At 66.9% G+C, this 24,957-nt stretch carries 27 protein-coding genes; 14 read left to right on the top strand and 13 right to left on the bottom strand.

What is annotated here, in order from left to right:
- Positions 1-60: 60 nt before the first annotated feature.
- From Q8814_RS07810 to Q8814_RS07790, 5 genes are all read left to right on the top strand, one after another.
- Positions 61-972, top strand: a complete 912-nt coding sequence (locus Q8814_RS07810; protein ID WP_330151448.1) for an ABC transporter substrate-binding protein — start codon at positions 61-63, stop codon at positions 970-972.
- A 15-nt stretch (positions 973-987) separates the two neighbouring features.
- On the top strand, positions 988-2,112 hold the full coding sequence (locus Q8814_RS07805; protein ID WP_330151447.1) for an ABC transporter ATP-binding protein: 1,125 nt from the start codon (positions 988-990) through the stop codon (positions 2,110-2,112).
- The gene (locus Q8814_RS07800) at positions 2,109-2,753 is read left to right on the top strand and encodes an ABC transporter permease (RefSeq protein ID WP_330151446.1); all 645 of its coding nucleotides are present in this window, start codon (positions 2,109-2,111) and stop codon (positions 2,751-2,753) included. The genes Q8814_RS07805 and Q8814_RS07800 overlap by 4 nt, the downstream gene beginning before the upstream one ends.
- On the top strand, positions 2,750-3,418 hold the full coding sequence (locus Q8814_RS07795) for an ABC transporter permease (protein WP_330151445.1): 669 nt from the start codon (positions 2,750-2,752) through the stop codon (positions 3,416-3,418). Before Q8814_RS07800 ends, Q8814_RS07795 begins: the two co-directional genes overlap by 4 nt.
- Positions 3,419-3,567: 149 nt before the next feature.
- Positions 3,568-4,020 (top strand): hypothetical protein, encoded by a 453-nt coding sequence (locus tag Q8814_RS07790; RefSeq protein ID WP_330151444.1) that lies wholly within the window; start codon positions 3,568-3,570, stop codon positions 4,018-4,020.
- Positions 4,021-4,388: 368 nt separating this feature from the next.
- Here the strand turns inward: Q8814_RS07790 and crcB are convergent, their stop codons facing one another.
- From crcB to Q8814_RS07770, 4 genes are all read right to left on the bottom strand, one after another.
- The gene (gene crcB / locus Q8814_RS07785) at positions 4,389-4,760 is read right to left on the bottom strand and encodes a fluoride efflux transporter CrcB (RefSeq protein ID WP_330151443.1); all 372 of its coding nucleotides are present in this window, start codon (positions 4,758-4,760) and stop codon (positions 4,389-4,391) included.
- Entirely contained in the window at positions 4,757-5,197 is a 441-nt protein-coding gene (locus Q8814_RS07780; RefSeq protein WP_330151442.1) for a FluC/FEX family fluoride channel, read from the bottom strand. The genes crcB and Q8814_RS07780 overlap by 4 nt, the downstream gene beginning before the upstream one ends.
- Before the next feature lie 42 nt (positions 5,198-5,239).
- The gene (locus Q8814_RS07775; RefSeq protein ID WP_330151441.1) at positions 5,240-5,419 is read right to left on the bottom strand and encodes a hypothetical protein; all 180 of its coding nucleotides are present in this window, start codon (positions 5,417-5,419) and stop codon (positions 5,240-5,242) included.
- A 171-nt stretch (positions 5,420-5,590) separates the two neighbouring features.
- Entirely contained in the window at positions 5,591-6,448 is an 858-nt protein-coding gene (locus Q8814_RS07770) for an alpha/beta fold hydrolase (protein ID WP_330151440.1), read from the bottom strand.
- A 284-nt stretch (positions 6,449-6,732) separates the two neighbouring features.
- Here Q8814_RS07770 and Q8814_RS07765 point away from each other — a divergent pair, with 284 nt between their 5' ends.
- Positions 6,733-7,557 carry an SDR family oxidoreductase gene (locus tag Q8814_RS07765; protein WP_330151439.1) on the top strand — a complete coding sequence of 275 codons (825 nt, stop codon included), beginning with the start codon at positions 6,733-6,735 and terminating at the stop codon, positions 7,555-7,557.
- Between the two features lie 3 nt (positions 7,558-7,560).
- On the opposite strand, the gene Q8814_RS07760 is transcribed toward Q8814_RS07765, so the two are convergent.
- Complete coding sequence (locus Q8814_RS07760; protein ID WP_330151438.1) at positions 7,561-8,835, bottom strand: glutaminase; 1,275 nt, start codon at positions 8,833-8,835, stop codon at positions 7,561-7,563.
- 4 nt (positions 8,836-8,839) lie between these two features.
- Complete coding sequence (locus Q8814_RS07755) at positions 8,840-9,349, bottom strand: MarR family winged helix-turn-helix transcriptional regulator (protein WP_330151437.1); 510 nt, start codon at positions 9,347-9,349, stop codon at positions 8,840-8,842.
- An 11-nt stretch (positions 9,350-9,360) separates the two neighbouring features.
- Between Q8814_RS07755 and Q8814_RS07750 the strand changes: the two genes are divergently transcribed.
- Positions 9,361-9,909 carry an MFS transporter gene (locus Q8814_RS07750; RefSeq protein ID WP_330151459.1) on the top strand — a complete coding sequence of 183 codons (549 nt, stop codon included), beginning with the start codon at positions 9,361-9,363 and terminating at the stop codon, positions 9,907-9,909.
- A 28-nt stretch (positions 9,910-9,937) separates the two neighbouring features.
- Here Q8814_RS07750 and Q8814_RS07745 read toward each other — a convergent pair whose 3' ends face one another.
- From Q8814_RS07745 to Q8814_RS07735, 3 genes are all read right to left on the bottom strand, one after another.
- On the bottom strand, positions 9,938-10,963 hold the full coding sequence (locus Q8814_RS07745) for an alpha/beta hydrolase (RefSeq protein ID WP_330151436.1): 1,026 nt from the start codon (positions 10,961-10,963) through the stop codon (positions 9,938-9,940).
- Positions 10,964-11,078: 115 nt separating this feature from the next.
- Positions 11,079-12,500 carry a wax ester/triacylglycerol synthase family O-acyltransferase gene (locus tag Q8814_RS07740; RefSeq protein ID WP_330151435.1) on the bottom strand — a complete coding sequence of 474 codons (1,422 nt, stop codon included), beginning with the start codon at positions 12,498-12,500 and terminating at the stop codon, positions 11,079-11,081.
- A gap of 24 nt (positions 12,501-12,524) precedes the next feature.
- Positions 12,525-14,174, bottom strand: a complete 1,650-nt coding sequence (locus Q8814_RS07735) for a RecQ family ATP-dependent DNA helicase (protein WP_330151434.1) — start codon at positions 14,172-14,174, stop codon at positions 12,525-12,527.
- A gap of 216 nt (positions 14,175-14,390) precedes the next feature.
- On the opposite strand from Q8814_RS07735, the gene Q8814_RS07730 reads away from it, so the two are divergent.
- Entirely contained in the window at positions 14,391-17,021 is a 2,631-nt protein-coding gene (locus Q8814_RS07730; RefSeq protein ID WP_330151433.1) for a cation-translocating P-type ATPase, read from the top strand.
- Here the strand turns inward: Q8814_RS07730 and Q8814_RS07725 are convergent.
- The 3 genes from Q8814_RS07725 to Q8814_RS07715 form a co-directional block, all read right to left on the bottom strand.
- Positions 17,005-17,424 (bottom strand): Hsp20/alpha crystallin family protein, encoded by a 420-nt coding sequence (locus tag Q8814_RS07725; protein ID WP_330151432.1) that lies wholly within the window; start codon positions 17,422-17,424, stop codon positions 17,005-17,007. The genes Q8814_RS07730 and Q8814_RS07725 overlap by 17 nt on opposite strands.
- Before the next feature lie 100 nt (positions 17,425-17,524).
- A complete protein-coding gene (locus Q8814_RS07720; RefSeq protein ID WP_330151431.1) occupies positions 17,525-18,403 on the bottom strand; it encodes a sulfite exporter TauE/SafE family protein in 879 nt (292 codons plus the stop codon).
- A 2-nt stretch (positions 18,404-18,405) separates the two neighbouring features.
- A complete protein-coding gene (locus tag Q8814_RS07715; protein ID WP_330151430.1) occupies positions 18,406-19,005 on the bottom strand; it encodes a rhodanese-like domain-containing protein in 600 nt (199 codons plus the stop codon).
- A gap of 150 nt (positions 19,006-19,155) precedes the next feature.
- Here Q8814_RS07715 and Q8814_RS07710 point away from each other — a divergent pair, with 150 nt between their 5' ends.
- From Q8814_RS07710 to Q8814_RS07695, 4 genes are all read left to right on the top strand, one after another.
- Positions 19,156-20,535 carry a rhodanese-like domain-containing protein gene (locus Q8814_RS07710; RefSeq protein WP_330151429.1) on the top strand — a complete coding sequence of 460 codons (1,380 nt, stop codon included), beginning with the start codon at positions 19,156-19,158 and terminating at the stop codon, positions 20,533-20,535.
- Between the two features lie 68 nt (positions 20,536-20,603).
- The gene (locus Q8814_RS07705) at positions 20,604-20,774 is read left to right on the top strand and encodes a hypothetical protein (RefSeq protein WP_330151428.1); all 171 of its coding nucleotides are present in this window, start codon (positions 20,604-20,606) and stop codon (positions 20,772-20,774) included.
- Between the two features lie 79 nt (positions 20,775-20,853).
- On the top strand, positions 20,854-21,552 hold the full coding sequence (locus Q8814_RS07700; RefSeq protein ID WP_330151427.1) for a response regulator transcription factor: 699 nt from the start codon (positions 20,854-20,856) through the stop codon (positions 21,550-21,552).
- Positions 21,549-22,679: a sensor histidine kinase gene (locus Q8814_RS07695; RefSeq protein WP_330151426.1), complete on the top strand. Its 1,131-nt coding sequence runs from the start codon at positions 21,549-21,551 to the stop codon at positions 22,677-22,679. Before Q8814_RS07700 ends, Q8814_RS07695 begins: the two co-directional genes overlap by 4 nt.
- Before the next feature lie 22 nt (positions 22,680-22,701).
- On the opposite strand, the gene Q8814_RS07690 is transcribed toward Q8814_RS07695, so the two are convergent.
- Positions 22,702-23,370, bottom strand: a complete 669-nt coding sequence (locus Q8814_RS07690) for a DUF2202 domain-containing protein (RefSeq protein WP_330151425.1) — start codon at positions 23,368-23,370, stop codon at positions 22,702-22,704.
- Positions 23,371-23,605: 235 nt separating this feature from the next.
- Between Q8814_RS07690 and Q8814_RS07685 the strand changes: the two genes are divergently transcribed.
- On the top strand, positions 23,606-24,133 hold the full coding sequence (locus Q8814_RS07685) for a DinB family protein (RefSeq protein ID WP_330151424.1): 528 nt from the start codon (positions 23,606-23,608) through the stop codon (positions 24,131-24,133).
- Positions 24,134-24,240: 107 nt separating this feature from the next.
- On the top strand, positions 24,241-24,957 hold a 717-nt coding region (locus Q8814_RS07680; protein WP_330151423.1), incomplete at its 3' end, for a DUF808 domain-containing protein.

Genomic DNA, 24,957 nt, shown 5'->3' with positions numbered 1-24,957 from the left:
CGTGGTCGGCGGATACCGGGATAGAGTCGTCTGGCCGACCACCCGTCGAGGGAGAAATCCGTGAAGCGATTCGCGCGTGCCGTTGTGATCCTGTCGACCGCTGCCATTGCCGTGGCCGGATGTTCGGGAAGCGAGACCGAAGACCCACTCGCGGATCAGGGCGGCGGGTCCGGCGAGATCGTCGTCGGATCCGCGAACTTCCCGGAGAACGTGCTACTGGCCGAAATTTATGCGCAGGCACTGGAAACCACCGACGCGCAGGTGAAGCGGCAGTTCAACATCGGCAGCCGCGAGATCTACTTCGATCAGGTGGCCTCCGGCGGAATCACGGTGCTGCCCGAATACAACGGTGCGTTGCTCGCACGTGTCGATCCCGATAACCCCGCCGCCACCACCGAGGATGTGAATGCGGCTCTTCGCGAGTCACTTCCGGCCGGTCTGGCAATCCTCGAGTCTGCACCCGGCGAGAACAAGGACGCACTCGTCGTCACCCAGGAAACCGCCGACCGATACAACCTGTCGAGCATCACCGACCTGGCACCCGTCGCCGGCGAGCTCGTCCTCGGCGGACCTCCGGAGTTCGCGACCCGGCAGCAGGGCGTCGTCGGGCTGAAAGAGGTTTACGGAGTCGAGTTCCGCGCGTTCACCCCCACCGACGCCGGCGGTCCGATCACCGTCCGCGCCCTCGAGGACGGCACCATCGGGGTCGCCAACATCTTCACCACCGACCCGTCGTTGGACACGAAACCGTTTGTGGCCCTCGAAGACCCCGAATCGGTGTTCGGAGCCCAGAATGTCACCCCGCTGGTCCACCGCGACGATCTCACCGACGAAAATGTCGCGGTCATCGACGAGGTGACCGCTCAACTGACCACCGAGACGCTGATCGACCTCGTCGGCCAGGTGGTCACCGACGGACGCGACATCGACGTCGTCGCCCAGGAATGGTTGCAGGCCAACGGCCTCAACTAGACACGGCAGCACGCAGTGATCACATTCGACGGCGGCGAAAAGCGGTATCCCGACGGCACCGTCGCGGTCGACGGTCTCGACCTCGAGGTGCCCACCGGGACGCTCACCGTCTTCGTCGGGCCGTCCGGGTGCGGTAAAACGACTTCGTTGCGGATGATCAACCGGATGGCGGAGCCGACGCGCGGCCGGGTTCTCGTCAACGGCAGCGACGTCCGCGACCAGGATCCGCAGATCCTTCGGCGGGGTATCGGATACGTCATCCAGCACGCCGGCCTGTTTCCCCACCGCACCGTCGTCGACAATGTCGCGACGGTGCCCCGCCTGCTCGGCCGATCCCGGAAACAGGCACGGGCCACCGCACTCGAAGTACTCGAACGGGTCGGACTCGGGGAGGAGCTCGCGGGCCGGTACCCCGCACAGCTGTCGGGGGGTCAGCAGCAGCGCGTCGGGGTCGCGCGAGCCCTCGCTGCCGACCCTCCGATCCTGCTGATGGACGAACCGTTCTCCGCCGTCGACCCGGTGGTGCGAAAAGAGCTGCAACAGGAGCTGTTACGTCTGCAGTCGGTGCTCGCCAAGACGATAGTGCTCGTCACACACGACATCGACGAGGCCATCACCCTGGGCGACCGCGTTGCCGTGCTGCGCCCGGGTGGTGTCCTGGCGCAGTATGCGACCCCGGAAGAACTCCTCACGACGCCTGCCGACGATTTCGTCGCCGGGTTCCTCGGCGTCGACCGCGGCGTCCGTCTGCTGTCGTTCTTCCCGTCCGGAGACCTGCCGCTGCGCACCGAACCGGTCGTCGCCGCGGGGGACGCGGACGCCGTCTCGCGGTCCGATGAGCGGTGGCTGCTGGTCACCGACGACGCACGCCGTCCGCTCGGCTGGTTCGACTCCCGCACCGGCGCTGTCCCCCAGGACCTTGCCGGAGAGCTGATGCCTCCCGGCCGCGCCTTCGTGCCCGGGCGTGATTCGGTCCGCACGGCACTCGACGCGGCGGTTCTGTCCCCGGCCGGTCATGCTGTGGCCGTCGACGAGAGTGGATGTGTGCTCGGGGTGATCAGCGGCGAACAGGTTGCGGCCGTGATCCGTACGCAGCACCACGGCCGGAGTCGCTCCGGCACGCTGCGGAAGATGTCGTGAACCTCGGGATCCCCGGGTATCTCGGCACCTTCACCGAGTTGCTCGCCGATCATCTGGTGATGGCGCTGGGCGCGTCGCTGCTCGGGCTCGTCGTCGCCTTGCCGCTGGGCCTCGCGTGTGTCCGATGGGCCCGGCTCTATCCGCCGGTGCTGGCGGCGTCGAGCGTGCTGTATTCCATTCCGTCCCTGGCGTTTTTCGTACTTCTGATCGCTTTCACCGGAATCAGCCGTACCACCGTGATCATCCCGCTGGCCGTGTACACCCTGTCGGGACTGATCCCGAATGTCGTCGACGGTCTGCGCGCGGTGCCGGACAGCGTGCGGCAATCCGCAATTGCCATGGGGTTCTCCGGGCGCCGCAGGCTTCTCACGGTGGATCTTCCCCTGGCGGTTCCCGCGGTGCTGGCGGGGCTGCGTGTGGCGACGGTCGCGAACATCAGCATGGTGAGCGTCGGTGCGCTGATCGGGATGGGTGCTTTCGGCTCGCTCTTCACCGCGTCGGTGCAGTTGAACCGCGTCGATCTGGCCGTCACAGGCATCGTGGCGACCATCGTGATGGCGCTCGTCGTGGACGCGCTGCTGCTCTTTGCGCAGTGGCTCGTCACGCCGTGGTTACGGCGAACGAAGGGGGCAGAGCGGTGACGACCCTGCTGCACTACCTGACCGAGTACTTCGGGACCGCGGCGAACTGGTCCGGCGCCGACGGGATTCCCGCCCGCCTGCTCGAACACTTCGGCTACACGCTGCTGGCACTGGCACTCGCGATCATCGTCGCCTTCCCGCTCGGACTGTGGACCGGGCACACCGGCCGCGGCGGCATCGTGGTGACCCTGGTCGCGAATTCTGCCCGGGCACTGCCGACCTACGGGCTGCTGGTCCTGCTCGTGGTGCTCTACGGAATCGGGTTGGTGCCGATCCTGGTGCCGCTGGTCGCGCTGGCCGTCCCGCCGATCCTGCTGAACTCGTACGAAGGCATCCGAGGCGTCGATCCGGCGCTGACCGATGCGGCCCGTGGAATGGGGATGACCCGGAAACAGATGCTGCTGCGCGCCCAGCTTCCCGTGGCACTTCCACTGATCCTCGTCGGCATGCGAACCGCGGCCGTCCAGATCGTGGCGACCGCGACGATCGCCGCCGCCGTCAGTTTCGGAGGTGTGGGTCGTCCGATCGTCGACGGACTCGCGCGCAGCGACTACACGCTCGTGGTCGGCGGAGCGGCGCTCGCGGCTGTGTGCTCGATCGTGGTGCTGGTGTTCTTTGCGATCGCGCGCCGAGCGCTCGTCTCGCCGGGCCTCAGGGAGAAATAGTTGAGTGTACCCGGCTCAATTTATATAAACTCCAGATACAGATTCAGCGTATCCTCGAAGGCATAAAGGTTGTCGGACCTCGGGTGCACACTCAGGGAAAGAGAATGCCCGGGAACCTCGCCGGGAAACCTCGAGGAGGCGCAAGTGTCATGTATGCAAGCGGTGAAGCCCACTTCAGCTGGACCTCGCGGCGAGTGCCCTTGCCACACGAGCGGTTCGCTCCCGCATCGGATCCGACCGATCATCCGGGCCACGGTGCACACTCGGGCATGACGCTCGACCGCGAACTACCGCCCGACGTGGTGCACGGACGCCTGCTCGCGTACCACGACGACGAGGACGAGCGTGACTATGTCGCGCTGCTCGTCGGCGAGGTGGCGGACTGCGAGGACGTACCGGTCCACCCCGTCGACGAGGAGCGCCTGCTGATTCTCGGCGCTCGCAGCACGGAGACCGGCGAGATCTTCGTCAGCGCGGACGGCGGGGAGATCGGCCAGCGGGAATTGGACCGCCAACTGCTTCACGGCGGGCCTCTACGGAAACTGCTCGCCCACACGGGGGCGCGATCGGTCCTGATCGACTGCTACGCCTCCGCGGCGTGAGCCACCCGAGCACCCTCATGGAATGACCGCGCGATCATGCAGACAGCATGTGATGGTTATCACATCGCACTTCGATACCGACCGGTCTGCAGCCGGCACCCAGCCGCTGGTGAAGTGCCATAGGCCACACATTTCCTCGCGGGACCGATCCGCCTCCGCCCGGCGGAGGGCGTGACCTTTTCGTGATGTTCGCATACGGTTGTTGCTGATCCGTAACCACGGGTCACACCGACCTGTCAGGGCTGTCCGGCGCCTTCGCGGCCGCACGGACCACGTCCGTGAGCATCGGTGCCGTGCCTGCGGTGCCGGACTGATGAAGCCCGTCGGGGGCAGTCCGGCACCGCAACCCGCGGTCGGCACTGCGATGCTCAGCCCGACCAGGCGGCAAGTCCCAGCCCCAGCGCACACCCTGCGAGCGCCAATGCCAGCGTGCCCGCGAGGTCGAAGATCGCCTCACGTCGACGCCTCTGCCGGATCAACTGCACCGCCTCGACGCTCACCGCACTGAATGTGGTGTAGCCGCCGCAGAACCCCGCGCCGAGCACGATCTCGAGCCCGGGGTCCGCATCGTGGAAGACCACCACACCCACGAGAAGCCCGAGCAGAAACGACCCGCTCACATTGACGGCCAGCGTGCCCCACGGGAAGTTCGAGCGGACCCGGCGGCGGATCTCACCGTCGAGAACGAATCGCGCGACGGCTCCCAGACTTCCGGCCAGCGATACCCACAGCGCCGTCACCCGATGTCCTTCCGGCGGCGCCGGTCGAACTTGGCGCCCGCGGCGATACCGGCGGCGGCGGCGATCACACCGGCAAGCACAGATACCCCGGCGTATACCGTGGCGAGCGCCGGGTGGCCGTCGCGCACCAGCAGGTTCACGTCGAGGACGAGAGCGCTGTACGTGGTGAACGAGCCCAGCGCCCCGGTCCCGGCAGCCAGGCGCACCAACCGGCGGCGCCCGGTGTCCGGACCGGAACGGACCAGCGACTCGAGCAGTATCCCGAGCGCGAAGGCTCCCACGATGTTGATTCCGAACGTTGCCGACGGCCACGTACCTGGTGCCGCCGGATAAACGGAACCGAGCGCATAGCGAGCACCGGTCCCGGCGAGACCCCCCAGCGCGACGGCGGCCAGGAGGCCGAGCCGTCGATGAGGGGGAGCGTCATCCGAGAACACGAACGCGTTCCCTGCTGTGCGCCTCGGGATGCGGTGGTCGACTCAATGCTCGACTGTGTGCGACGGCTGCCGGCCCCTGCCGTCGACGTCCGTCTCGTGCGCCCACGCTCGCAGCGCCGAAGCGGTGACGCGCAGAGAGTCGGCGGTCGGGGTCGACTGTTCTGCGGTCTCGCGACTCGGCTTACCGCGGCCGGCGAGGGTGAACAGGGAAGCGAAGAGCATGCCGATCCTTCCGTGCATGCCGGACGACCGATCGATCCGGCGGCGTGGATGCGCGACCCACGACCTGAACCATCGTCGACGCCGCACAGAAACTCAGTTTCTTCGCTGTCTACCACTGCCCGATGCGATTTCGAGTGCGACATAGGACACAGTGCCGCCCGCGGGCCGGGATCAGGGCAGGGGTGCGTAGATGCCGTCGGCCAGGACAGCGGGTGCTTCCAGGGCAACGAGATGTCCGACGCCCGGAAGAACACGCAGCTGCGCACCGATATCGTCGGTGACGCGGCGAAGCGCGGCAGCCTGCACGACAGGATCCTGCTCGCCGACCACGACCTCCACCGGCCGGTCGCGCCACCGCCGCCACAACGACCGTCCGACGCGCGGCATGCCTGCCATCGAAGTGCAGTACGCCCCCACCCGGCACGACCAGCGCAGCGTGAGATCGTCGGGTTCGAAGCCCTCTCCACCCAGCGCGCGCAGGTATCGGTCGGTGTTCTCGAGACTCGGCTCGTTACGCCACTGCAGGCCCGGGATCAGCGCACGGTTCCATCGCGCGCGGGGAACGATGCCCAGCGGTGCAGCGAGTACCAGCTTGTCGATGCGTTCGACGTCGGAGACGGCGGCCGCCACCGATGCCGACCACCCCAGCGCGATGACGGGCGCGTGCGCGATGCCCAGCGCATCGAACACCTCCGTCAGCCAGCGGCCGTAGGCGGTGTGGATGTGCGACTCGGGCCGGGTGCCGGCGCTGGCGCCCGGCAAACCGGGAAGGTCGACGAGGAATACCCGGTGGGCGGGGTCGAACTGTTCGGCCAAAGCGCGCAGTCCGGCCGCCGGGAGATCTCCACCGGCCAGGACCACGACGGGCCGCCCGGTAGCCGGGCCGACGCCCAGAAGGTACGTGTCGCCGAGGGAGGTGCGCGCGACATGACCATCGACGGGACCGGTCCAGTGCGACAACATCCCGGTGCACGCGTGGTGGATGACGCTGTCGTCTCCGGGGCAGCGATATGGGGATCGAGTGAGCATCCGGGTCACCCGCCTACCGGGCTGTGACCGGAAGTCGCAGGATATTCACAGGTGAACGGCATGAATGGATCTTCTCTCGTTGGTACGACAATGCTCCGCCGACCGGTCTTCTGGCACACCGCGAGACACCGTAGCCCACAAGGTGACACCCACGCCAGCCTGTCGGCCCGGTACGGCCACACCAGCCACTCGCACAACTCGACTGCTCCTGCGGATCTCCGCCACAGGGTCGTCCGTTCCCCTAGGATCCGAGCGTCCCGAAAATCTTACGGTGGGAGTTGCAGATGGGCACGGACGTCGTTGTCGTTATCGGCGTGGGCGGCATGGGCCTTGCCATCGCCCGCCGAGTGGGTAGCGGCCGCGCCCTCGTACTCGCCGATTTCGACGAGACCACCCTGGACGCCGCCGCCGAGACGCTGCGCGGCGAAGGGCACAACGTGACCGCCCGGGTCGTCGACGTCTCCGATCGCGGCTCGGTGGTGTCTCTTGCGGATGCCGCCGCAGCACTCGGGCGCGTCACCCATGTCGCGCATACGGCAGGGCTGTCTCCGGAACAGGCACCGACCGAAGCGATCCTGCGGGTCGACCTGCTGGGAGTGGCAATCGTGCTCGACGAGTTCGGCCGCGTGGTCGCGGACGGAGGCGCCGGCGTCGTCATCGCCAGCATGGGCGGGCACATGGTGGGATTCACCGCCGATCAGGAGAGCGTGCTCGCCGCGACTCCGACCGACGATCTGCTTGCGCTCTCGTTCCTGGAACCCGAAGCACTCGGCAATCCCGGGGCGGCGTACGCACTGGCCAAGCGCGCGAACGTATTGCGGGTACAGGCTGCTGCCGCCGCCTGGGGCGAACGCGGCGCGCGCATCAACTCGATCAGCCCCGGGGTGATCTCCACGCCGATGGGTCAGCAGGAACTCTCCGGGGAGTCGGGGCAGCGTATGCGCGGCATGATCGCCATGTCGGCAACCAAACGTCTCGGTACCCCAGACGACATCGCGAGCGCAGCAGCGTTTCTCCTCGACCCCGGGTCCGGTTTCATCACCGGCACCGACCTGCTGGTCGACGGCGGTGTGGTCGCCGCAGTCCGCGCGATGCAGCGGGCCACCTGACCGTCACCTCGATTCGCGCGGTTCCTCGAGGCAACGGACGACCCGCGGCCGGTACCCGTTTCCGGCATCCGGGTCGGGTAGGTCCCCGTCGGGATCGATCAGCACGACATCGATTCCGTCGACGTGTAGCCGCCGCATCAGTTCGAGGAGCATTCGGCGGCCCACCGGCAACACCGTGCGTACGAGGGTCAGGTCGATCGCGACGTGCGGTGTGGTCACCGGTTCATCGACCACGGCATGCACGATCTGCTCGGTATTCGTGAACTGGATGTCGCCTTCCAATTCGAGAAGCGTGACAGCGTCGGAACCTTCGCCGTACACCTGGCGGCGGCGTAGCGCGGAGTGCGCGACCATCGGCGCGTCCATCAGATGCAGATTCATGTCCCGCGACAGTCGCTCGAATGCCGCAACGCCCTGCACGCTGGTGCCGTGCTCGTCGAGTCGCGGCGAGTAGGCGGCAATTCCCAACTGTCCCGGGAGAACTCCGATCAGCCCACCGGATACCCCGCTCTTGGCCGGGATCCCGATCGTCGAAAGCCAGTCTCCGGCAGCGTCATACATGCCACACGTCGCCATGACGGACAGCACCTGCCGCACCACCGGCCTCGAGAAGATCTGAACTCCGGTGCGCGGCTGAATGCCACCGCTCGCGAGCGTACCGGCCATCATTGCAAGATCGGTGGTGGTGACGTCGACCGAGCACTGTCGCACATATCCGGCGACCACCTCGTCGGGATCGTCGCAGAAAATCTCATAGCCGCGAAGAAGATTCGCGATAGCGACGTTGCGGTAGGTGGTTTGCATCTCGGACGCGGCGACCTTCTCGTCGATATCGAGTTCGCGTCCCGCCAGCGCCGACAGGAGTGCCCGAATCTCTTCGATCGCCGTCCCGGGTGAGTCCGCGTCGGCCACCAGCGCGTGGGCGGTGAGCGCGCCGGCGTTGATCATCGGGTTCAGTGGGCGGCCGGAATCCCGTTCGAGCGAGATCTCGTTGAACGCTTCACCGGAAGGCTCCACATCGATCTTGCCCAGCACCGCCTCGAAACCGCGCTTCTCCAGAGCCAGGCCGTATACGAACGGCTTGGAGATCGACTGAATCGTGAAGACATGGTTGTCGTCGCCGGCGCTGTATGTGGTTCCCTCCGCGGTCACCAGCGACAGCGCGAATCTGTCGGGGTCGACGTTGGCCAGCTCCGGAATGTAGTCGGCGAGGGTCCCGCTGCCGTCGGTGCAGGCGTCGAGCACTTCGGTCAGGTAGTCCGGAAGGGGGGAGCGCATTTCCTCATCCTCGCGGATCGACGGCTCCGACGTGAGGTATCGGCTCGGCGGGCACGGGGCGTTCGTCGGACAGCCGGGTGAGCCGTTCGAGCAGGGGAGCCACGTCGACCAGCGCAGCGGCGTCGTCGGGGTCGATTTCGGACAGCAGTCGTCGCACGCCCGTGGTCCACATGTGACGGATCATGTCGCCGTTGCGCTCGGCGAGCGCTGTGCGGTGCAGGTGGTACGACCGGCGATCACGCGGATTGGCGGTGCGGGTGACCAGACCCCGCTGGGTCATGCTGCGCACCGTCGCGCTGACGTTGCTGCTCTGCAAGCCCAGCAGTCGTGCGACGTCGGACACGGTCGCGCCGGGGTGATCGAACAGGATGCGCAGGACCTCGATCTCGGATTGCGAGAGTCCGGTCAGGCCGGCTTCTCGCTCCCCGAACCGCTGCAATGTCCAGACCAGGGTGCGGACGCTGTCGGCAAGACGGCGCACCCCGTCGTCTGTGATTTCACCCGAGCTCGACACGACATCATGATATTCGACGATGTATATATGATTATATATCTAGTTTCGTCTTCGGCGTGCTCTTCGGATACATCTCCGCGTCGCCCTTCGTCATGCAGGAGATCCACGACCTGTCCACGGGGTGGTTCACCCTCGCCTTCGCGCTGAACGCCGCAGGACTCACCGCCGCGAACATCGTCAACGCCAAGCTGCTCGGCCGCACCACCCTGCACAAACTGCTCCGCGCGGGTCTCGTCCTGCTCGTGGTGTGGTCGGCGCTGTTCGGCCTCAACGCGCTACTCGGCCCGGCGCTGTGGATCACCGTGGTGCTGCTGTTCCTCGCGGTGTCGAGCCTCGGACTCGTGATCGCGAATGCCGCCACCATCGCCCTCGAACAGGTCCGCCACGCCGCGGGCACCGGTTCCGCGATCCTGGGTGCCCTGCAGTTCCTGCTCGCGGCGATCGTCGCACCACTCGTGGGAATCGCAGGCGAAGACACCGCCGTCCCGATGGCTCTGGCGATGTTCCTCAGCGCAGTGCTCGGTCTCGCCTCGCTGGCGGTGGCCAGAACGCGCGGCTGAACGCACGGCGCCCGTGCCGCACGACCGGTCAGCCGGTGACCGAACCGACGAAAGAAATCGTTCGGTCCAGTGCGGTGCGGGCGTCCTGTGTCGACAGATCGAATTGGTACTCGTGCGAGAGTTCCGGAGTGTGGTCGTCCGGGTAGAACAGTGCGTCGACCTCGACCCCGAGCCGGGTGAGCTTGTCGGCCAGTGGCCTGGACTGTGTTGCGGTGAGCGGATCGGCGTTGCCGCCGGTGACGAAGGTCGGCGGGAACTCCGCCGTGACGGCGAACAGCGCCGACATCTGGCGCGCAGCCTCCGACGACCCGAAATCGCGCGCACCGGTATACGCCCAGAGTGCCTGCTGCACACCCCATCCGATCAGACCGTGCCCACCTTCCATGGCAGGCACGTTGTAGATCCCGCAGTTGAGGACAACCCCGCGCAGTTGTTGCGGTTTCAGGGCAGGCTCGAGCGCGAGCGTCGTCGCGTAACCGGGATCGGTGATCCCCGTCGCGAGTTGCGCCGACAGCTGAGCACCCGCCGAATCCCCCGCCAGCACGATGCGGTCGGGATCGATGTGCAACTCGTCGGCGTGTGCCAGCAGATACGCGTGGGCGTCGTTGAGTTGATGTACCGCCGTCGGGTAGCGATGTCCCGGAGCGAGTGAGTAACCGACGGAAACCACCGTGAACCCCGCGTCCGCCAGACGCCGGTAGTAGCCGTCGTAGTTTGTGCGGTTGCCCGCAAGCCAGGCGCCGCCGTGTGTCCAGACGATCGTCGGCAACGTATCGGTATTTCCGGTCGGTGTGTACACGTCGAGATATGCGTCGGCGTCCCCCTCGCGATACTGCAGATCCCGCGTGAGGTCGGTTGCCGGAGCACCTTCGTCGAGCTTCACGGTGGCCTCGTGGGCATCCCGCTCGAACACCGCGCGCACCACGAGTGCCCCCGGCGTCGGACTGAACGTGAACGCGAGCACGGTGATCGCCAGGATCACCGCGATGCCGATGAGGATCCATCGTCCCGTATGGCGTGAGCGGGTCGTGGGTGTGTCACTGTCCGTCGTCACTCGTCGTCTCCTGCCCTGCGTAGCGCCCGGAGCGCCGGTCTCCGTGACGCCGTTCGCGGATCGAACGAGTCGATCATTGCAACGATCTGCCGCTTTCGCCCGATTCGACGCGCTGCTACGACGCAATAAGTACCGCATCCTCGAGTTCGGACAACGATCGTTCGGTGAACTCGATCAACGCCGCGATGTCGGGCATCTGGTCCCTGCCCGCGACGTATCCGATATCGAACCGGTCCGAGTAGGAGCAGACGGTGATGTTCAGACCGAGACCGTCGTAGATCGTCGACACAGGGTAGATCGCCTCGACATGCGCACCGTTCCAATACAGTTCGTTGCGCGGCCCGGGCACGTTCGAAATCCCCAGGTTGAACGCCGGACGCGGTGTGGGGACGAAGGGGATCTGTGGCAGCAGCAGCGTCGGCGCGATTGCCGGCAACGCCACCAGCAGCGACGGGCCCGACCCGAAACCGGAAACCCGTTGCTTCGCCTCCGACATCGATCGCGCGACGACGGCGAGCCGCTCGGCCGGATCCTCCACGTCGGTGCCGAGGGCGCACAGCGCCACACCGAACGCATTGGCACCTCCGCCGTTGTCGTCTCGGGCACGGACCGTGATGGGGCAAATCGCCACCAGCGATTCGTCCGGCATCTCGTCGTGCGCGGACAGCCAGGCGCGCAGCGCCCCGGCGATCACGGCGGTGATCACATCGTTCCTGGTCGTCTCGGTGGCTTCGCTGACAGCGCAGATCCGAGAGCGTTCCACTCCGGCGCACGCGACCGATCGTCCGGCATCCAATCTGCCGTTGAACCGCGTACGCGGCGCCGAGAACGGCAGCGCTGCCGAATTTCCGATCAGCGCCTGAACGACGTTGTCCACCTGGCTCTGCGCGACCTTCAGCGCAAAGTCCGCGCCGGACACCGCGGCCCCGACCGTGGACCGCGCCCACGCGAACGGGTTCGGCAGACCCCGGGAAGTACCGGCCTGCACAGGCGCGTCCTCGTGTGCGTCGGCGTCGCGAGGTTCGGCCGAGAAGAGCCGCATCGAGCGCCGCGACGGGTCTTCGGTCAGCCACGACTCGATCAGCCGGATTCCCGCGATCCCGTCGACCACCGAATGGTGCACCTTCATCAGCAGCGCGACCCGGCCCCCGTCGAGTCCGTCGATCAGGTGCGCCTCCCACATCGGCCGCGACCAGTCGAGCGGGGCGGCATGCAATTCGCCGACCAGCGACCACAACGCGTCACCGTCCGCGTCGGCCGGCAGCGACCACCGGTGCACATGCCCGTTCATGTCGATGTCGTCGACGTCCCGCCACACCCACACCCCGCCCGTGTCGACACCCCGATGCGGACGACGACGCAGCCGGGGATCGAGGTCGGCGGCGGTCACGGCGCGGCATGCCCGATAGAATTCGTCGGCGAAACGAGGCCCGGCATCCGCCGGGGGCGCGACGATCAGCAGCGCTGTGATGTGCATCGGATTCGACAGTTCCTCGGCTGTCATCATCAGAACGTCCAACGGGTCCATCGCAGCCATACGTCATACCTTTCAGGATGTGGATCAGCGGCCCATCGGAGTCGCATCGACCGGCTTCACGTGCAGAAGATGCGCTGCGGCGAGTGACTTCAGTGAGAGGGTCCGGTACCCCTGCTCGGTGAACAACACGATGATGCGGTCGTCCTCGACGCGCGTCACGATGCCGTCACCCCACACATCGTGTGTGACCGGTGTATCGATCGCGAATGGTGATCCGATCGCCGGGCGCGAATCTTCCCGTTCCCGAACGGATTGGCAGACATCGCAATTGGCGCACGGCTGTGCGATGTGCTCGCCGAAGTATCCGAGCAGGAATTGTCGACGGCACCCGGATGTTTCCGCGTAGCCGCGCATCATGTCGACGCGAGAACGATCCATGCGCTCCCCGACCTCCTCGTCGTGCACGGCCGCCGCGACCGCGGCGTCGGTCGGGATCGACATCGACGCGAACCCCTCCGCGGTCGACCGCACTGCCCCGGCCTGCTCGAGCAGATTGAGGGCGTTGGTGAGGGTGCGCGCACGCATGTTCAGAACCTCACGCAGTTCACGCGCAGGCACGGGCGTCGACGACAACACCTCGTATACCCGGCGCAGAACCTCGGGGCGGGGATTGCGTGCAGCGAAGAAATGCCGCAGGGCAAGGTCTTCGGGCCGGTAGCACAACAGGGCTCGTGCCGGTTCGCCGTCGCGGCCCGCCCGCCCGATCTCCTGATAATAGTTGTCCAGTGATTCGGGCACCGACTCGTGCAGCACGAACCGGATTCCCGGAATATCGATTCCCATGCCGAACGCGGACGTCGCGACGATCACCCTGTAGTGGCCCTCGCGGAATCTCTCGTGCACGAGGGTGCGGTCGGCCGCGCGCATCGCGCCGTGATACGCCGCGGCCGCGACTCCACGCTCGGTGAGCCGCCGAGCGTAGAACTCCGCGTCTCTGCGGGTCGCGACATACACCAGGCCCGGGCCCGTGAACGCAGCGACCGAGTCGAGCACGCCGCGTTGCTTGTCGATCTCACGCACGAAGCGCCGCACACCGAGGTGCACGTTCGGACGGTCGAAACCGGTTGCGACGACGACGGGATCGCGCATTCGCAGCTGCGTGAAGATCTCTTCGCGCACCGGCGGGGACGCGGTCGCGGTGAGCGCGAGCACCGGTGGGTGTCCGAGAGCCTCGATTGCCGTACCGAGCCGCAGGAAATCGGGGCGGAAATCGTGACCCCACGCGGCGACGCAATGCGCCTCGTCGACAACGAAGAGGGACACGTCCGCGGCGGCGAGACGCTCGAGCACTTCGTCCCTCGCGAGCTGCTCCGGCGACAGGAACAGATACTCGGCGCCGTTGGCAGCGACGAGTTTCCACGCTTGCTCGATACCGCGGGCGCCCAGGGTCGAGTCCACGGCCAAGGCGATTGGCGCGTCGTCGGCGGCTTCGATGCCGGCCACCTGGTCGTGCTGCAACGCGATGAGCGGTGACGCGACGACGGTGATGCCGTCGATCATCGCGCCTGCGACCTGGTAGATCGCGGACTTGCCGTACCCGGTGCGCATCGCCGCGAGTACGTCGCGTCCGGCGAGCAGCGATTCCATGGCCTCGAGCAGTCCGGGACGGAGAGCGTCCCAGCCGAAATTCTCCCGGGCGATGCGTCGCAGTTCGTCGCGCTGTCGCTCGGTCACTGCTTGGCCTCCTCGTCGCTCCCGTGTTCTCGACCTTAACTGCCGACCGGTACCGCAGATCGGTTGTCGGTGACAACGATGGTGCCCGTCTTCGCATTCGCCGCCGGAAATGGTGCGTCGACAGAAATGATCGACAAAGCCGTCACTACCGTCCGGCCCGCGGGATGATCTGACGGTAACGGCCTGCGGGCTCACTGTTCATCGGAGGTGATGTGCGTGGTGCGGGAGCAGTCGCTCGCAGGGAATCCGGGACTGACCGAAGCCGAGGCCTCCGCCCGGTTGCGGCATGACGGTCCGAATCGTCTTCCTGAACCTCGGAGACATCCGTGGTGGCGCAGTCTGCTGTCGCAGCTCACCCACTTCTTCGCGCTGCTTCTGTGGCTGGCGGCCGTCCTGGCGTTCGTCGCGGGCCTACCGGAACTCGGGATCGCCGTGATCGTGGTAATCCTCATCAACGGCCTGTTCGCGTTCGTGCAGCAAGAACGTGCCGAGAAGGCTGCCGAACGCCTCGACGCACTGCTGCCCGCCCTGATTGTCGTGCGCCGCGACGGTCGAATGCGCACCGTCGACACTCGCGACCTCGTCGTCGGCGACGAAGTGGTGCTTACCGGCGGCGACCGCGTGCCTGCCGATCTCACCTTGACGATGACCGCACGCGGCCGATTCGACGAATCGACTCTCACAGGTGAAAGCGAACCCGTTCTGCGGAGTTCAGGGGAGTCGGTGTTCGCCGGCACGTTCGTCGTCGACGGTCAGGCCGAGGGCACTGTCGCCGCGACGGGAGCCCGCACACGGCTCGCCGAGATCGCGGCGCTGACCACCTCCACCCGGCGCCGGGCGGGGCCGCTGGCCCTCGAGATCCACCGCCTCGTGCGTCTGCTCGCGTTCGGGGCGGTGACGGTCGGGATCGTATTCTTCGCCATCGCAGTGCTGGTCGGCATTTCCTTGCAAGACAGTTTCCTGTTCGCGGTAGGCATCACGGTGGCACTCGTCCCGGAAGGGCTGCTGCCCACGGTCACCTTGTCGCTGGCAATGGGTGCGCAGCGTATGGCCCGCGCGAACGCGATCGTCCGCAACCTCGATGCCGTCGAAACCCTGGGCTCGACGACGTTCATCTGTACCGACAAGACCGGAACGCTCACCGAGAACCGGATGAACGTCGTCGAAGCGTGGACGGCCGCCGGGACGGTCACCGTCCACGGCGAAGGTTACGACCCCGTCGGCGACCTCACCGGATCTCCGGATGCGCTCGATGCTGCCGCCCTGGCCGGATTCGCCGCGGCGGCGGCCTCCCAGGGTGGTATCGATCTCGAGAACGACGACTGGCTGCCCGTCGGTGACCCGATGGAAGCGGCCATCGTCGCGTTTGCGGCCCGCACCGCGCACGGCACGCTGCCGAGCGCCACGATCCGACGCCGCTACGCCTTCGATCCGCGTCGGCGACGGGAATCTGTGATCGTAGGGGAGACTCTCCTGCTCAAAGGCGCTCCGGACGCAGTGCTGCCGCGATGCACGAACCCCGGTACCGTCGTCGACGACGCGGAAGCTGCGCTCACCGACATGGCTTCGCGGGGACTGCGGGTCCTCGCTGTGGCGTCCCGGCCCCTCGCTGATCCCGGGGAACACGCCGACCTCGACGACGTCGAAAGCGGTCTCGAACTGCTGGGATTGCTCGCAATGAAGGATCCCCCACGAGAATCTGTGCCGTCGGCGCTCGCCGCCGCACGTACCGCAGGTATCAAGGTCGCGATGCTCACCGGTGATCATCCGGAAACCGCACGGGCTATCGCACTCGATATCGGGTTGCTCGGACCGGACGAGATGGTGATCGAAGGCCGCGACCTGCCCGCCGACAACCAGATACTCGGTGCGCTCCTCGACCGCGACGGCATCGTCGTCAGCCGGGTGTCCCCGGAACAGAAACTGCGAGTGGCGCAGGCGCTTCAGAACCGCGGTCACGTCGTCGCGATGACCGGTGACGGAGTCAACGACGGCCCGGCACTTCGGCAGGCGGACATCGGGATCGCGATGGGACTGGGCGGCACCGATGTCGCGCGGGCCGCCGCCGACCTGGTGTTGCTCGACGACGACTTCGCGACGATCCTCGCCGCGGTCGAACAGGGGCGCGCCACCTACGCGAACATCCGCCGGTTTCTCAGCTACCACCTCGTGTCGAACGTCGCGGAGCTGACACCGTTCGCACTGTGGGGGCTGTCCGGCGGAGCGTTCCCACTCGCACTCGGGGTGCTTCAGGTGCTGTGCATCGACATCGGCACCGACCTGCTGCCCGCGCTCGCGCTCGGTGCCGAACCACCCGCGTCGAACGCGCTGAAGAAGCCACCGGAGCGGCGGCACCTCGTGGACGCGAATCTCGTGCGTCGCGTGTTCGGGGTGCTCGGCCCGACCGAGGCAATAGTCGAGATGAGTGCATTTCTGGTCGCGCTGTTGGTTGCCGGGTGGCGGCCGGGGGACGAGTTCCCCACCGGAAACGTGCTGCTCGCTGCTTCGGGCGCGGCATTCGCCGCGGTCGTCCTGGGTCAGGTGGGCACGGTGTTCGCGTGCCGCAGCGCCACCCGTCCACCGTGGGTACTCGGGTGGGGCACCAACCGACTGGTGTTGTGGGCGGTGCTCGTCGAACTGATCGCACTGGCAGTATTTCTCGGGGTAGGCCCGGTCGCGCAGGTACTCGGACACACCGTGCCACCGTGGCAGGCGTTCGGGATCGCGCTGCTCGCGATCCCCGCAATCCTGCTCGTCGACTTCGTACACAAGACTGTGCGCGGGCGGAACCACCCGCGCGCCGCGGAGGAGCGCGCACTGCCTCGGGCAGTCAATCGGCCTTCTTGACCTCGATCTTCTTCGCGGGCGTTTCGGTATCGCCGAGACCCACCGAGACCGTCAGGATGCCTTTGGCATAGGAGGCGTCGATCTCGTCTTCCTTCGCACCGCGGGGAAGGGTCACGCTGCGCCGGAACGAACCGTACGAAAATTCGGAGCGTCCGTTCTCCGTCTTCTTCTCGGTGCGTTCGGCGGAGATCTCCAGCCGTCCGTCGTTCACCGCCACGTCGATGTCGGTCTCCGGATCCAGCCCGGGCATTTCGGCGCGCACGATGTAGCGGTCGTCGGTGATCTCGTCCTCGACGCGAATCGTGTTGCCGCCGAGAGCGGGACGAAGTCCGCCGATCGAATCGAAGAAATCCGACAGGTCCGGGAATCTGCTCCAAGTGCGGCGTGCAGGGACGTTCGTCATGACTTACCCCTTGCTGTGCAATTTCGGTTCAGTCGCCTGGACACCAATTTTACGTCGCCTCGTGATGCGGATCGAGGGTGAACGACAACCTTGTCGCAGGTCATCCGACGGTAGCGGGGGATTCCCTCCGGCGTCCGAATCGCTGCAACGGACAGTGGTCGCTGCGACTGCAGGCGTAGGTGATGCCGGCCGCGACAAGGGTGAGGACGGCTGCAGCGATGCCGACGGTCGGATGGATCTCTTGGGCAAGGATGACCGACGACATGATCAGGACGAACCACCCGAAACCCTTGCGCAGGGCGTCCGGGTCCACCATGGACGTCAGTCGCCCACCGATGAGACTGCCGACGACGGCGGCGCCGGTGACCATCGCCGCCAGGCGCCAGTCGATCTGCACGGTGGACAGGTAGCCGCCGAGACCGGCGAAGGACTTCATGGCGATCACGATCAGCGACGTGCCGACGGCGATGGGCATGGGCAGACCGCCGAGCAGTGCCAGGGCGGGCACGACAAGGAAGCCGCCACCGGCGCCGACAAGGCCGGTGACCAAGCCGACGATCACGCCGTCGAGCAGGATCTTGCCCACCGGCATGGAGGGGACCCCCTCCCCGGCCGCGGTCTTGCTCTTGCGGCCGCGCAGCATCGCGAGTGCGGTGGCGATCATCATTGCAGCGAAAGCGAGCAGCAGTATGCTGCCGGGGATGAAGCGCGAGAGCAGGCCGCCGGCGTAGGCACCGACCATGCCGGCGAGGCCGAACAGGATCCCGGTGCGCCACTGGACGCGGCCTGCCCGCGCATGGGAGATCGCACCGACCGCGCTGGTAACGCCGACAACGAGCAGCGAGGTGGCGATAGCCTCCTTGGCATCCATGCCCGCGACGTATGCGAGCAACGGGACGGTGAGAATCGAACCTCCACCGCCGAGGAGTCCGAGGGTGACACCGACGAGGACTGCCAGGGCCACGGTCAGCGCGATCATGGTCAGCTCCTTCCGGCCGAAGCGGTCTTCGAGTCGACGAGCCGAGCGACGATGGTCTGCGGATCACACGAGGCCCCGCGGTTGTAGGGCAGCTTGGACAGCACCATGCCCATCGCGCAGGTGTTCGACAGCGCGGCGAAGCTCAGGCCGCCGCCGATGCCGGCGGCGAGCCACTTGAGCTTGGGGGCGGCGATGCTGCCGAGGACCGAGCTCAACACGAGCGAACCCGCAACGAGACGGACCTGACGTTCGAGGTCCCAGCGCTCGGCGCCGCGGTTGACGGCCAGGCCCTGCGCTTCCCAGCTCATCATGCCGCCGTCGAGGATGTGCACGTTGAACAGTCCGGCGGTGCGCAGGGTCTCTTCGGCCTGAGTGGCGCGCTGGCCCGAGCGGCACACCAGCACGATGTTCTCGTCGAGGTGAGCGAGGAACTCGTCGCGGTGCTCCCGCAACAGGTCGAGGGGGACGTTGTAGGCGCCCGGAATGTGCAGGGACTCGAATTCACCTGGGGTGCGCACATCTACGACGCGGGTGTTCTTTCCGGAGTCGAGGAGCTCGCGCAGGGCGATCGGGTCGAGGGTGGCGGGACTCGGCTCGGTCATGAGGGGCCTTTCGGATCGGTGCTTCGCTCGACGAGTGATCGGGCTTCGGAAGTTGCATACCCCCGGGGGTACTTGACATACCCTAGGGGGTATATGGCAATCTGTCCACATTCCGAAAATCACCCGGCACCCCGCCCCACGGAGGAACGCATGATTCTCGAGCAGTACTACATCGAGTGCCTGTCCCACGCGTCGTACCTGATCGGCGACGAGGGCAGCGGCCAGGCCGTCGTGGTCGATCCCCGGCGCGATATCGGCGAATACCTCGACGACGCGGCGAAGCACGGCCTGACCATCGAGGGCGTGATCAACACCCATTTCCACGCCGACTTCGTCTCCGGACATCTCGAACTGGTCGAGGCCACCGGCGCGTGGATCGGTTTCGGCGAGAGCGCCGAAACCGACTACCCGATCCGCCGCCTGGGCGACGGTGAGCGGATCTCCCTCGGCGAGGTCGAACTCGAGATCCTGGCGACCCCCGGCCACACCTGGGAGTCGATCTCGGTGCTGGTACGCGAGCATCCCGGCGCCGTCCCGACCGCAGTGCTGACCGGCGACTCCCTGTTCATCGGCGATGTGGGCCGACCCGATCTGGTGAACCTGGGCGACGGCTCCACCACCGACCTGGCCCGGGCGATGTACCGCACGGTGCACGAGAAACTGCTGACGCTCTCCGATCAGGTCACCGTCATGCCCGCCCACGGCGCCGGCTCCTCCTGCGGCAAGAATCTCTCCACCGAACTGACTTCCACCATCGGGAAGCAGCGCGCGACCAACCCCTCGGTGCAGCCGATGAGCGAGGACGCCTTCGTCGCACTCATCACCGAAGGCCAGCCCGCGGCCCCGGCCTATTTCTCGGTCGACGCCGCCATGAACAAGCGCACCCATCCCCTGCTCGCCCAGGACCATGCCATCCCGGAACTGAGCCCGGAGCAGGTTCGCGCGGAGTTCGCCGCCGGCACCCGGGTGCTCGACGCCCGCAGCGTCGACGACTTCGCCGCCGGCCACCTGCGCGGGTCGGTCAACGTCGGGTTCGATGGCCGCTTCGCGGAGACCGGCGGCATGGTCGCCGAGGTCGGCGAGCGCATCGTGCTGATCACCTACCCCGGTGAAGAACAGGACGCGGCGCTACGGCTGGCCCGGATCGGCTCCGACAACGCCGTCGGTTACCTCACCGTCGACCGCGACGGCGCGTTCCCGGCGGAACTGGCCGACTCGGTGCAGACCGCACCGCGCACCACCGTCGAACAGCTCGACGCACTACTCGCCGCCGACGCGGTGACACTGGTGGACATCCGCAATCCGGGCGAGCGCGAGTCCGGAACTATTCCCGGCGCGGTCCCGATCCCGTTGGCGCAGTTGCGGGTCCGGCTCGAACAGGTGCCCACCGACAAGCCCATCGTCGTACACTGCGCCGGCGGATGGCGCTCGAGCGTGGCGGCCTCGCTGCTCCGAGCCCGAGGCTTCGACAACGTCTCGGACCTGCTCGGCGGCTACAACGCCTGGGCCGAGGCCCACGTCCCCGCCTGATCGTCCCCACACCCTGATCGTCCCCACAGACCACGAATCATTCCGAACCGATCCACCAGGAGGATCCCATGTGTTATCCCATCGCATGCCCGCACTGCGGCAAGACCGGCTGGGACGGCTGCGGACAGCACGTCGACGCAGTCCTGAAGTCCGTGCCCGCCGCCGAACGCTGCACCTGCGGCCAGGACACCCCCGCCCCGAGCCGGACCACAACGGTGGGTTCCCTTTTCCGCAGCTGACCGCGCCGTGCACGTAGCCTGATCCCTGTCCACAGCGGCCCATCACCCGGTAGTGCCGGTCGGTGCGAAAGGGAAAACTGTGTCCCGTAGCGTCCTCGTCGTCGACGACGAACCTCATATCCGTCGCGTCCTGCGCGGCTACCTCGAGGCGGATGGGTTCGACGTCACCGAAGCCGCGACGGGCACGCAGGCGTTGACACTGGTGCAATCCGGCCGCCCCGATCTGGTGCTGCTCGATATCCGCCTTCCCGACCTCGACGGGCTCGAAGTACTACGCCGGATCCGCGCCTTCTCCGACGTGTACGTCGTGTTGGTCACCGCTCGTGCCGAGGAAGTCGACAAGTTGGTGGGTCTGGCGGGCGGCGCCGACGACTACATCACCAAACCGTTCGCACCTCGCGAGGTTGCCGCCCGCGTCCGTGCCGTCCTGCGCCGTGCTCGAGGCACCGGCAATGCGACCTCCCGCGTGGCCGTAGACGGCCTGACGATCGATCCCGACAGCAGGGAGGTGTCGGTCGACAACACACCCGTGCAACTGTCCGCGCTCGAGTTCGACCTGCTCCTCGCCCTGGCGCAGGCTCCGGGTCGGGTGTACTCCCGCCGGCAGTTGCTCGAAAAGGTCTGGGGCGGTGACTTCTTCGGCGACGAGCGGGTCGTCGACGTGCACATCCGCAGCATCCGCCGGGCGCTCGGCGACGACGCCGCCGCCCCCCGCTTCGTCGGGACCGTCCGCGGGGTGGGCTACAAGTTCATGGCGGCGGCCGGAGCCGACCGATGAACCTCGGTCGGCTCCGGTTGTCGGTCCCGAGCCTGACGACGCGACTGTTCGCCTCCCACCTGCTGGTGGCGGTGGTCGGGGCACTTGTCACGTTCGCCGTCGTGCGTTTCACCGCGCCCGCGTTGTTCGAAGAACGCGCCGCCGGCCCCGGCGGCGCCCGTCACCGCGCGAACGTGTCTTCTCCGTTGCGGGAGGTGATGGCCGACGCGGTGACGACGGCGTTGCTGCTCGGGGTGCTCGCCGGCGTCGTCACGGCCGCCGCGTTGGGCGTGCTCGCGTCGCGGCGGCTCCTGCGATCACTGCGGTCGGTGCGGTCGGGCACCCGGGCGATCGCGACGGGGGACTACCGCCACCGCATTCCGCTGCCTCCGGAGGCCGAACTAGCCGCGGTCGCGTCCGACGTCAACGATCTCGCCGTCCGTCTCGCGGACACAGAAGCCCGGCGCGTCCGACTGCTGGCGGAGGTGGCACACGAGATGCGCACCCCGTTGACCGTGATCGACGGCTACGCCGAGGGCGTCCTCGACGGTGTCTTCGCACCGGCAGAGCTGGTCCAGATCGAAACCGAGGTGGGCCGGCTGCGTCGGCTCGCCGATGACCTGTCCACCCTGTCCCGGGCGGAGGAAGGCCGGCTGGACCTGCACCCGGCCGACGTCGACCTGTCGGACCTCGCCGTGCAGGTCGCGGACCGGCTGCGCCCCCAGTTCGACGACGCCGGCCTGACCGTGACCGTGCACCCGCCGCCCCGGCCGGTCGTGGTGTGGGCCGATGCCGACCGGATCACGCAGGTACTGACCAACCTGCTCGGCAACGCCCTTGCCGCGACGGAAACCGGCGGCGTGAGCATCGACATCACCGCCGGTCGAGACACCGCCACCGTCACCGTCACCGATACCGGCGAGGGGCTCGACCCGGACGATGTGGAAAGGGTCTTCGAGCGCTTCTACCGGGTTCCGTCCCGGCGCCGCGGTGAGCATGATCTCGGTTCCGGCATCGGATTGACCATCAGCCGGCGTATCGCCCGTGCCCACGGCGGCGACCTGTCGGCCGGTTCCCCCGGCCGCGGTCACGGAGCGCGCTTCATACTGCAGTTGCCCACTCGACGCGATCACCTGCTCCGTCGCTGACACCGCGCCTTCCGCAATCGCTCTATTTCGGGTGCTGCGGCCCCTGGCCGTGTCCCTGCCCCGGGCTGTGTTCGCGGCCGTCGCCGTGTCCCTGGCCTTGCCCGTGTCCCTGGCCTTGCCCGTGCCCACCGGCCGGTGCTTGGCCGCTCAGCGCCGCCTGGAAGGCTCCCAGGTGGTGCTCGGACCCGGTGCGCAGCTTGCTGTACACGCGGTCGATCGCGTCCTCGTCACTGACCTCGATCGCGTTGGACAGTCCGGTGATATCGGCAGCCTCGAATTCGGCCCCGACCGCGTACGCCTCGTCGACCGAAGTCAGCCCCCGGGCGAGCCAACCGTCGTAGGCACTCTGCAGTCGAGGGTCGGTGTAGGTCCCCGCAACCAGCCCGGCCGACGGATCGCTCACGTTGTACTGACCGAGCAGAGCGCCGACAGCATCGTAGTGACGCTGTTCGCTGGCGGAAATGCGATCAAAGATCTGCACGCCCCATGTCTGGGCGAACTGCCGGTACAAATCTCGAGCCAGACGTTCTTCCTCGCGCATCACCATCAGGTCGGACTGCTCCTGCGCGGACAGCACGCCGCCGGTGCTCTCGTCCGGCTCCTGCGCGGTCGCGACAGCCGTCCCGAGTCCCGCGAAACCGATCGTCGCCCCGGCCGCGACTGCAGCCATCGTCTTTCGCCAGGTGTTCATCACCGGCACCACCTTTCTCTCTCCACCGAGTCAACCCGCCATCGGTGAAGAGACTCCGTCCCATTGTGTGAAGCTTGTGTGAGAGTGTCCGGCCCGCAGGCGATCCGGGACAGTAGGTGCCGCCAGCGAGAATCCCGATCGGTCACTGCCGCATGAAGTTGAGCATGCAACGACTTTACTTGATACCCCCGGGGGTATATGGTCGAGCGTGTCGCACACAAACCGAGGAGCCCTCATGTCCGAACGGGATCGTTTCCTGAGCTTGTTCGACCAAATAGTCGAGCAGACAATCGCATTCGCAGAACTGGTCGATGACGCAAGCTACACAGCGGTGCCCATCGACACGCCGGAACTGTTTCTCGGTACGCGAGTCGACAAGATCACCATCGGCGGTCTGTTACGTCACCTGATTCTCGCGGAGGCGCACTGGTTCGAGCAGGTTCGTCAGGCCTCACCCGGCGCGGCGATCCCGTTCCCCGGCAACGCCGCAGCTCTGGAAGAAATCCCGGACGGCGTCCCCCTGCTGGAGAGGTACCGCCGGGACTACACGAATGGGCGCGCGCAACTCCGGACGCTGACCGAAGAGGACCTTGCCAAGGAAGTCTCGTTTGCCGGGCGCCGCTACACCGTGATGGGCTTCTTGTGGACCGTACTCGGTCACCACAGCTTCCACCTCGGCCAGATCGACCTGCTCATGCGCCAGCAGGGCATCGAACCACCTGAGTACATGGAATGGCCCGAGAACCGACTGATCATCGGATAAGGCGGCTGCTGCAGATTGCGCGACCACGGATTGGGTACCTTTTGATGGCGACCCGCGACCGCGTGTCGTCCGATCGGCTCTGAACAGCCGCACTGTTGGAGGTTCCCGTGGCTGGTGGTCTCGTCGCCCTGCTGGACGACGTCGCAGCGCTCGCGAAAGTAGCCGCGGCGTCCGTCGACGACGTCGGAGCCGCGGCCGGCAGGGCCAGCGTCAAGGCCGCGGGTGTGGTCGTCGACGACACCGCCGTCACCCCGCGCTACGTGCACGGGTTCACCCCGGATCGTGAACTGCCGATCATCCGCAAGATCGCGATCGGCTCGATCCGCAACAAAATCCTGATCATCCTGCCGGTGGCGATGATCCTGAGCCAGTTCTTGCCCCAGGCACTGCCGTACCTGCTGATCGCCGGCGGTCTGTTCCTGTGCTACGAGGGAGCCGAGAAGGTCTACGAAGCACTCACCGGTGGTCACCACGAAGAAGACATTCCGGCAGCTATGCGGGGCGCCGACGTCGAGAAGTCGATGATCAGCGGAGCGATCCGCACCGACCTGATCTTGTCTGCCGAAATCATGGTGATCTCACTGTCCTCGGTCGAGGAAGAACCGTTCTTCACTCGCCTGGCGGTGCTCCTCGTCGTCGCGGTGCTCATCACCGTCCTGGTGTACGGCGTGGTCGCGCTGATCGTGAAGATGGACGACGTGGGTCTGGCCCTCGCCCAACGCAGGTCGTCATTCACCCAGCGGATCGGTCGAGGACTCGTGGCCGCGATGCCGAAGGTGATGGCGGTGCTCACCGGGGTCGGTATAGCCGCGTTGCTGTGGGTG

The sequence above is a fragment of the Rhodococcus chondri genome, from assembly GCF_036327435.1.
GTDB classification, from domain to species: Bacteria; Actinomycetota; Actinomycetes; order Mycobacteriales; family Mycobacteriaceae; genus Rhodococcus; species Rhodococcus chondri.
Note: the sequence above shows the minus strand (reverse complement) of the source record. Positions and strands in the feature narration are given on the sequence as shown.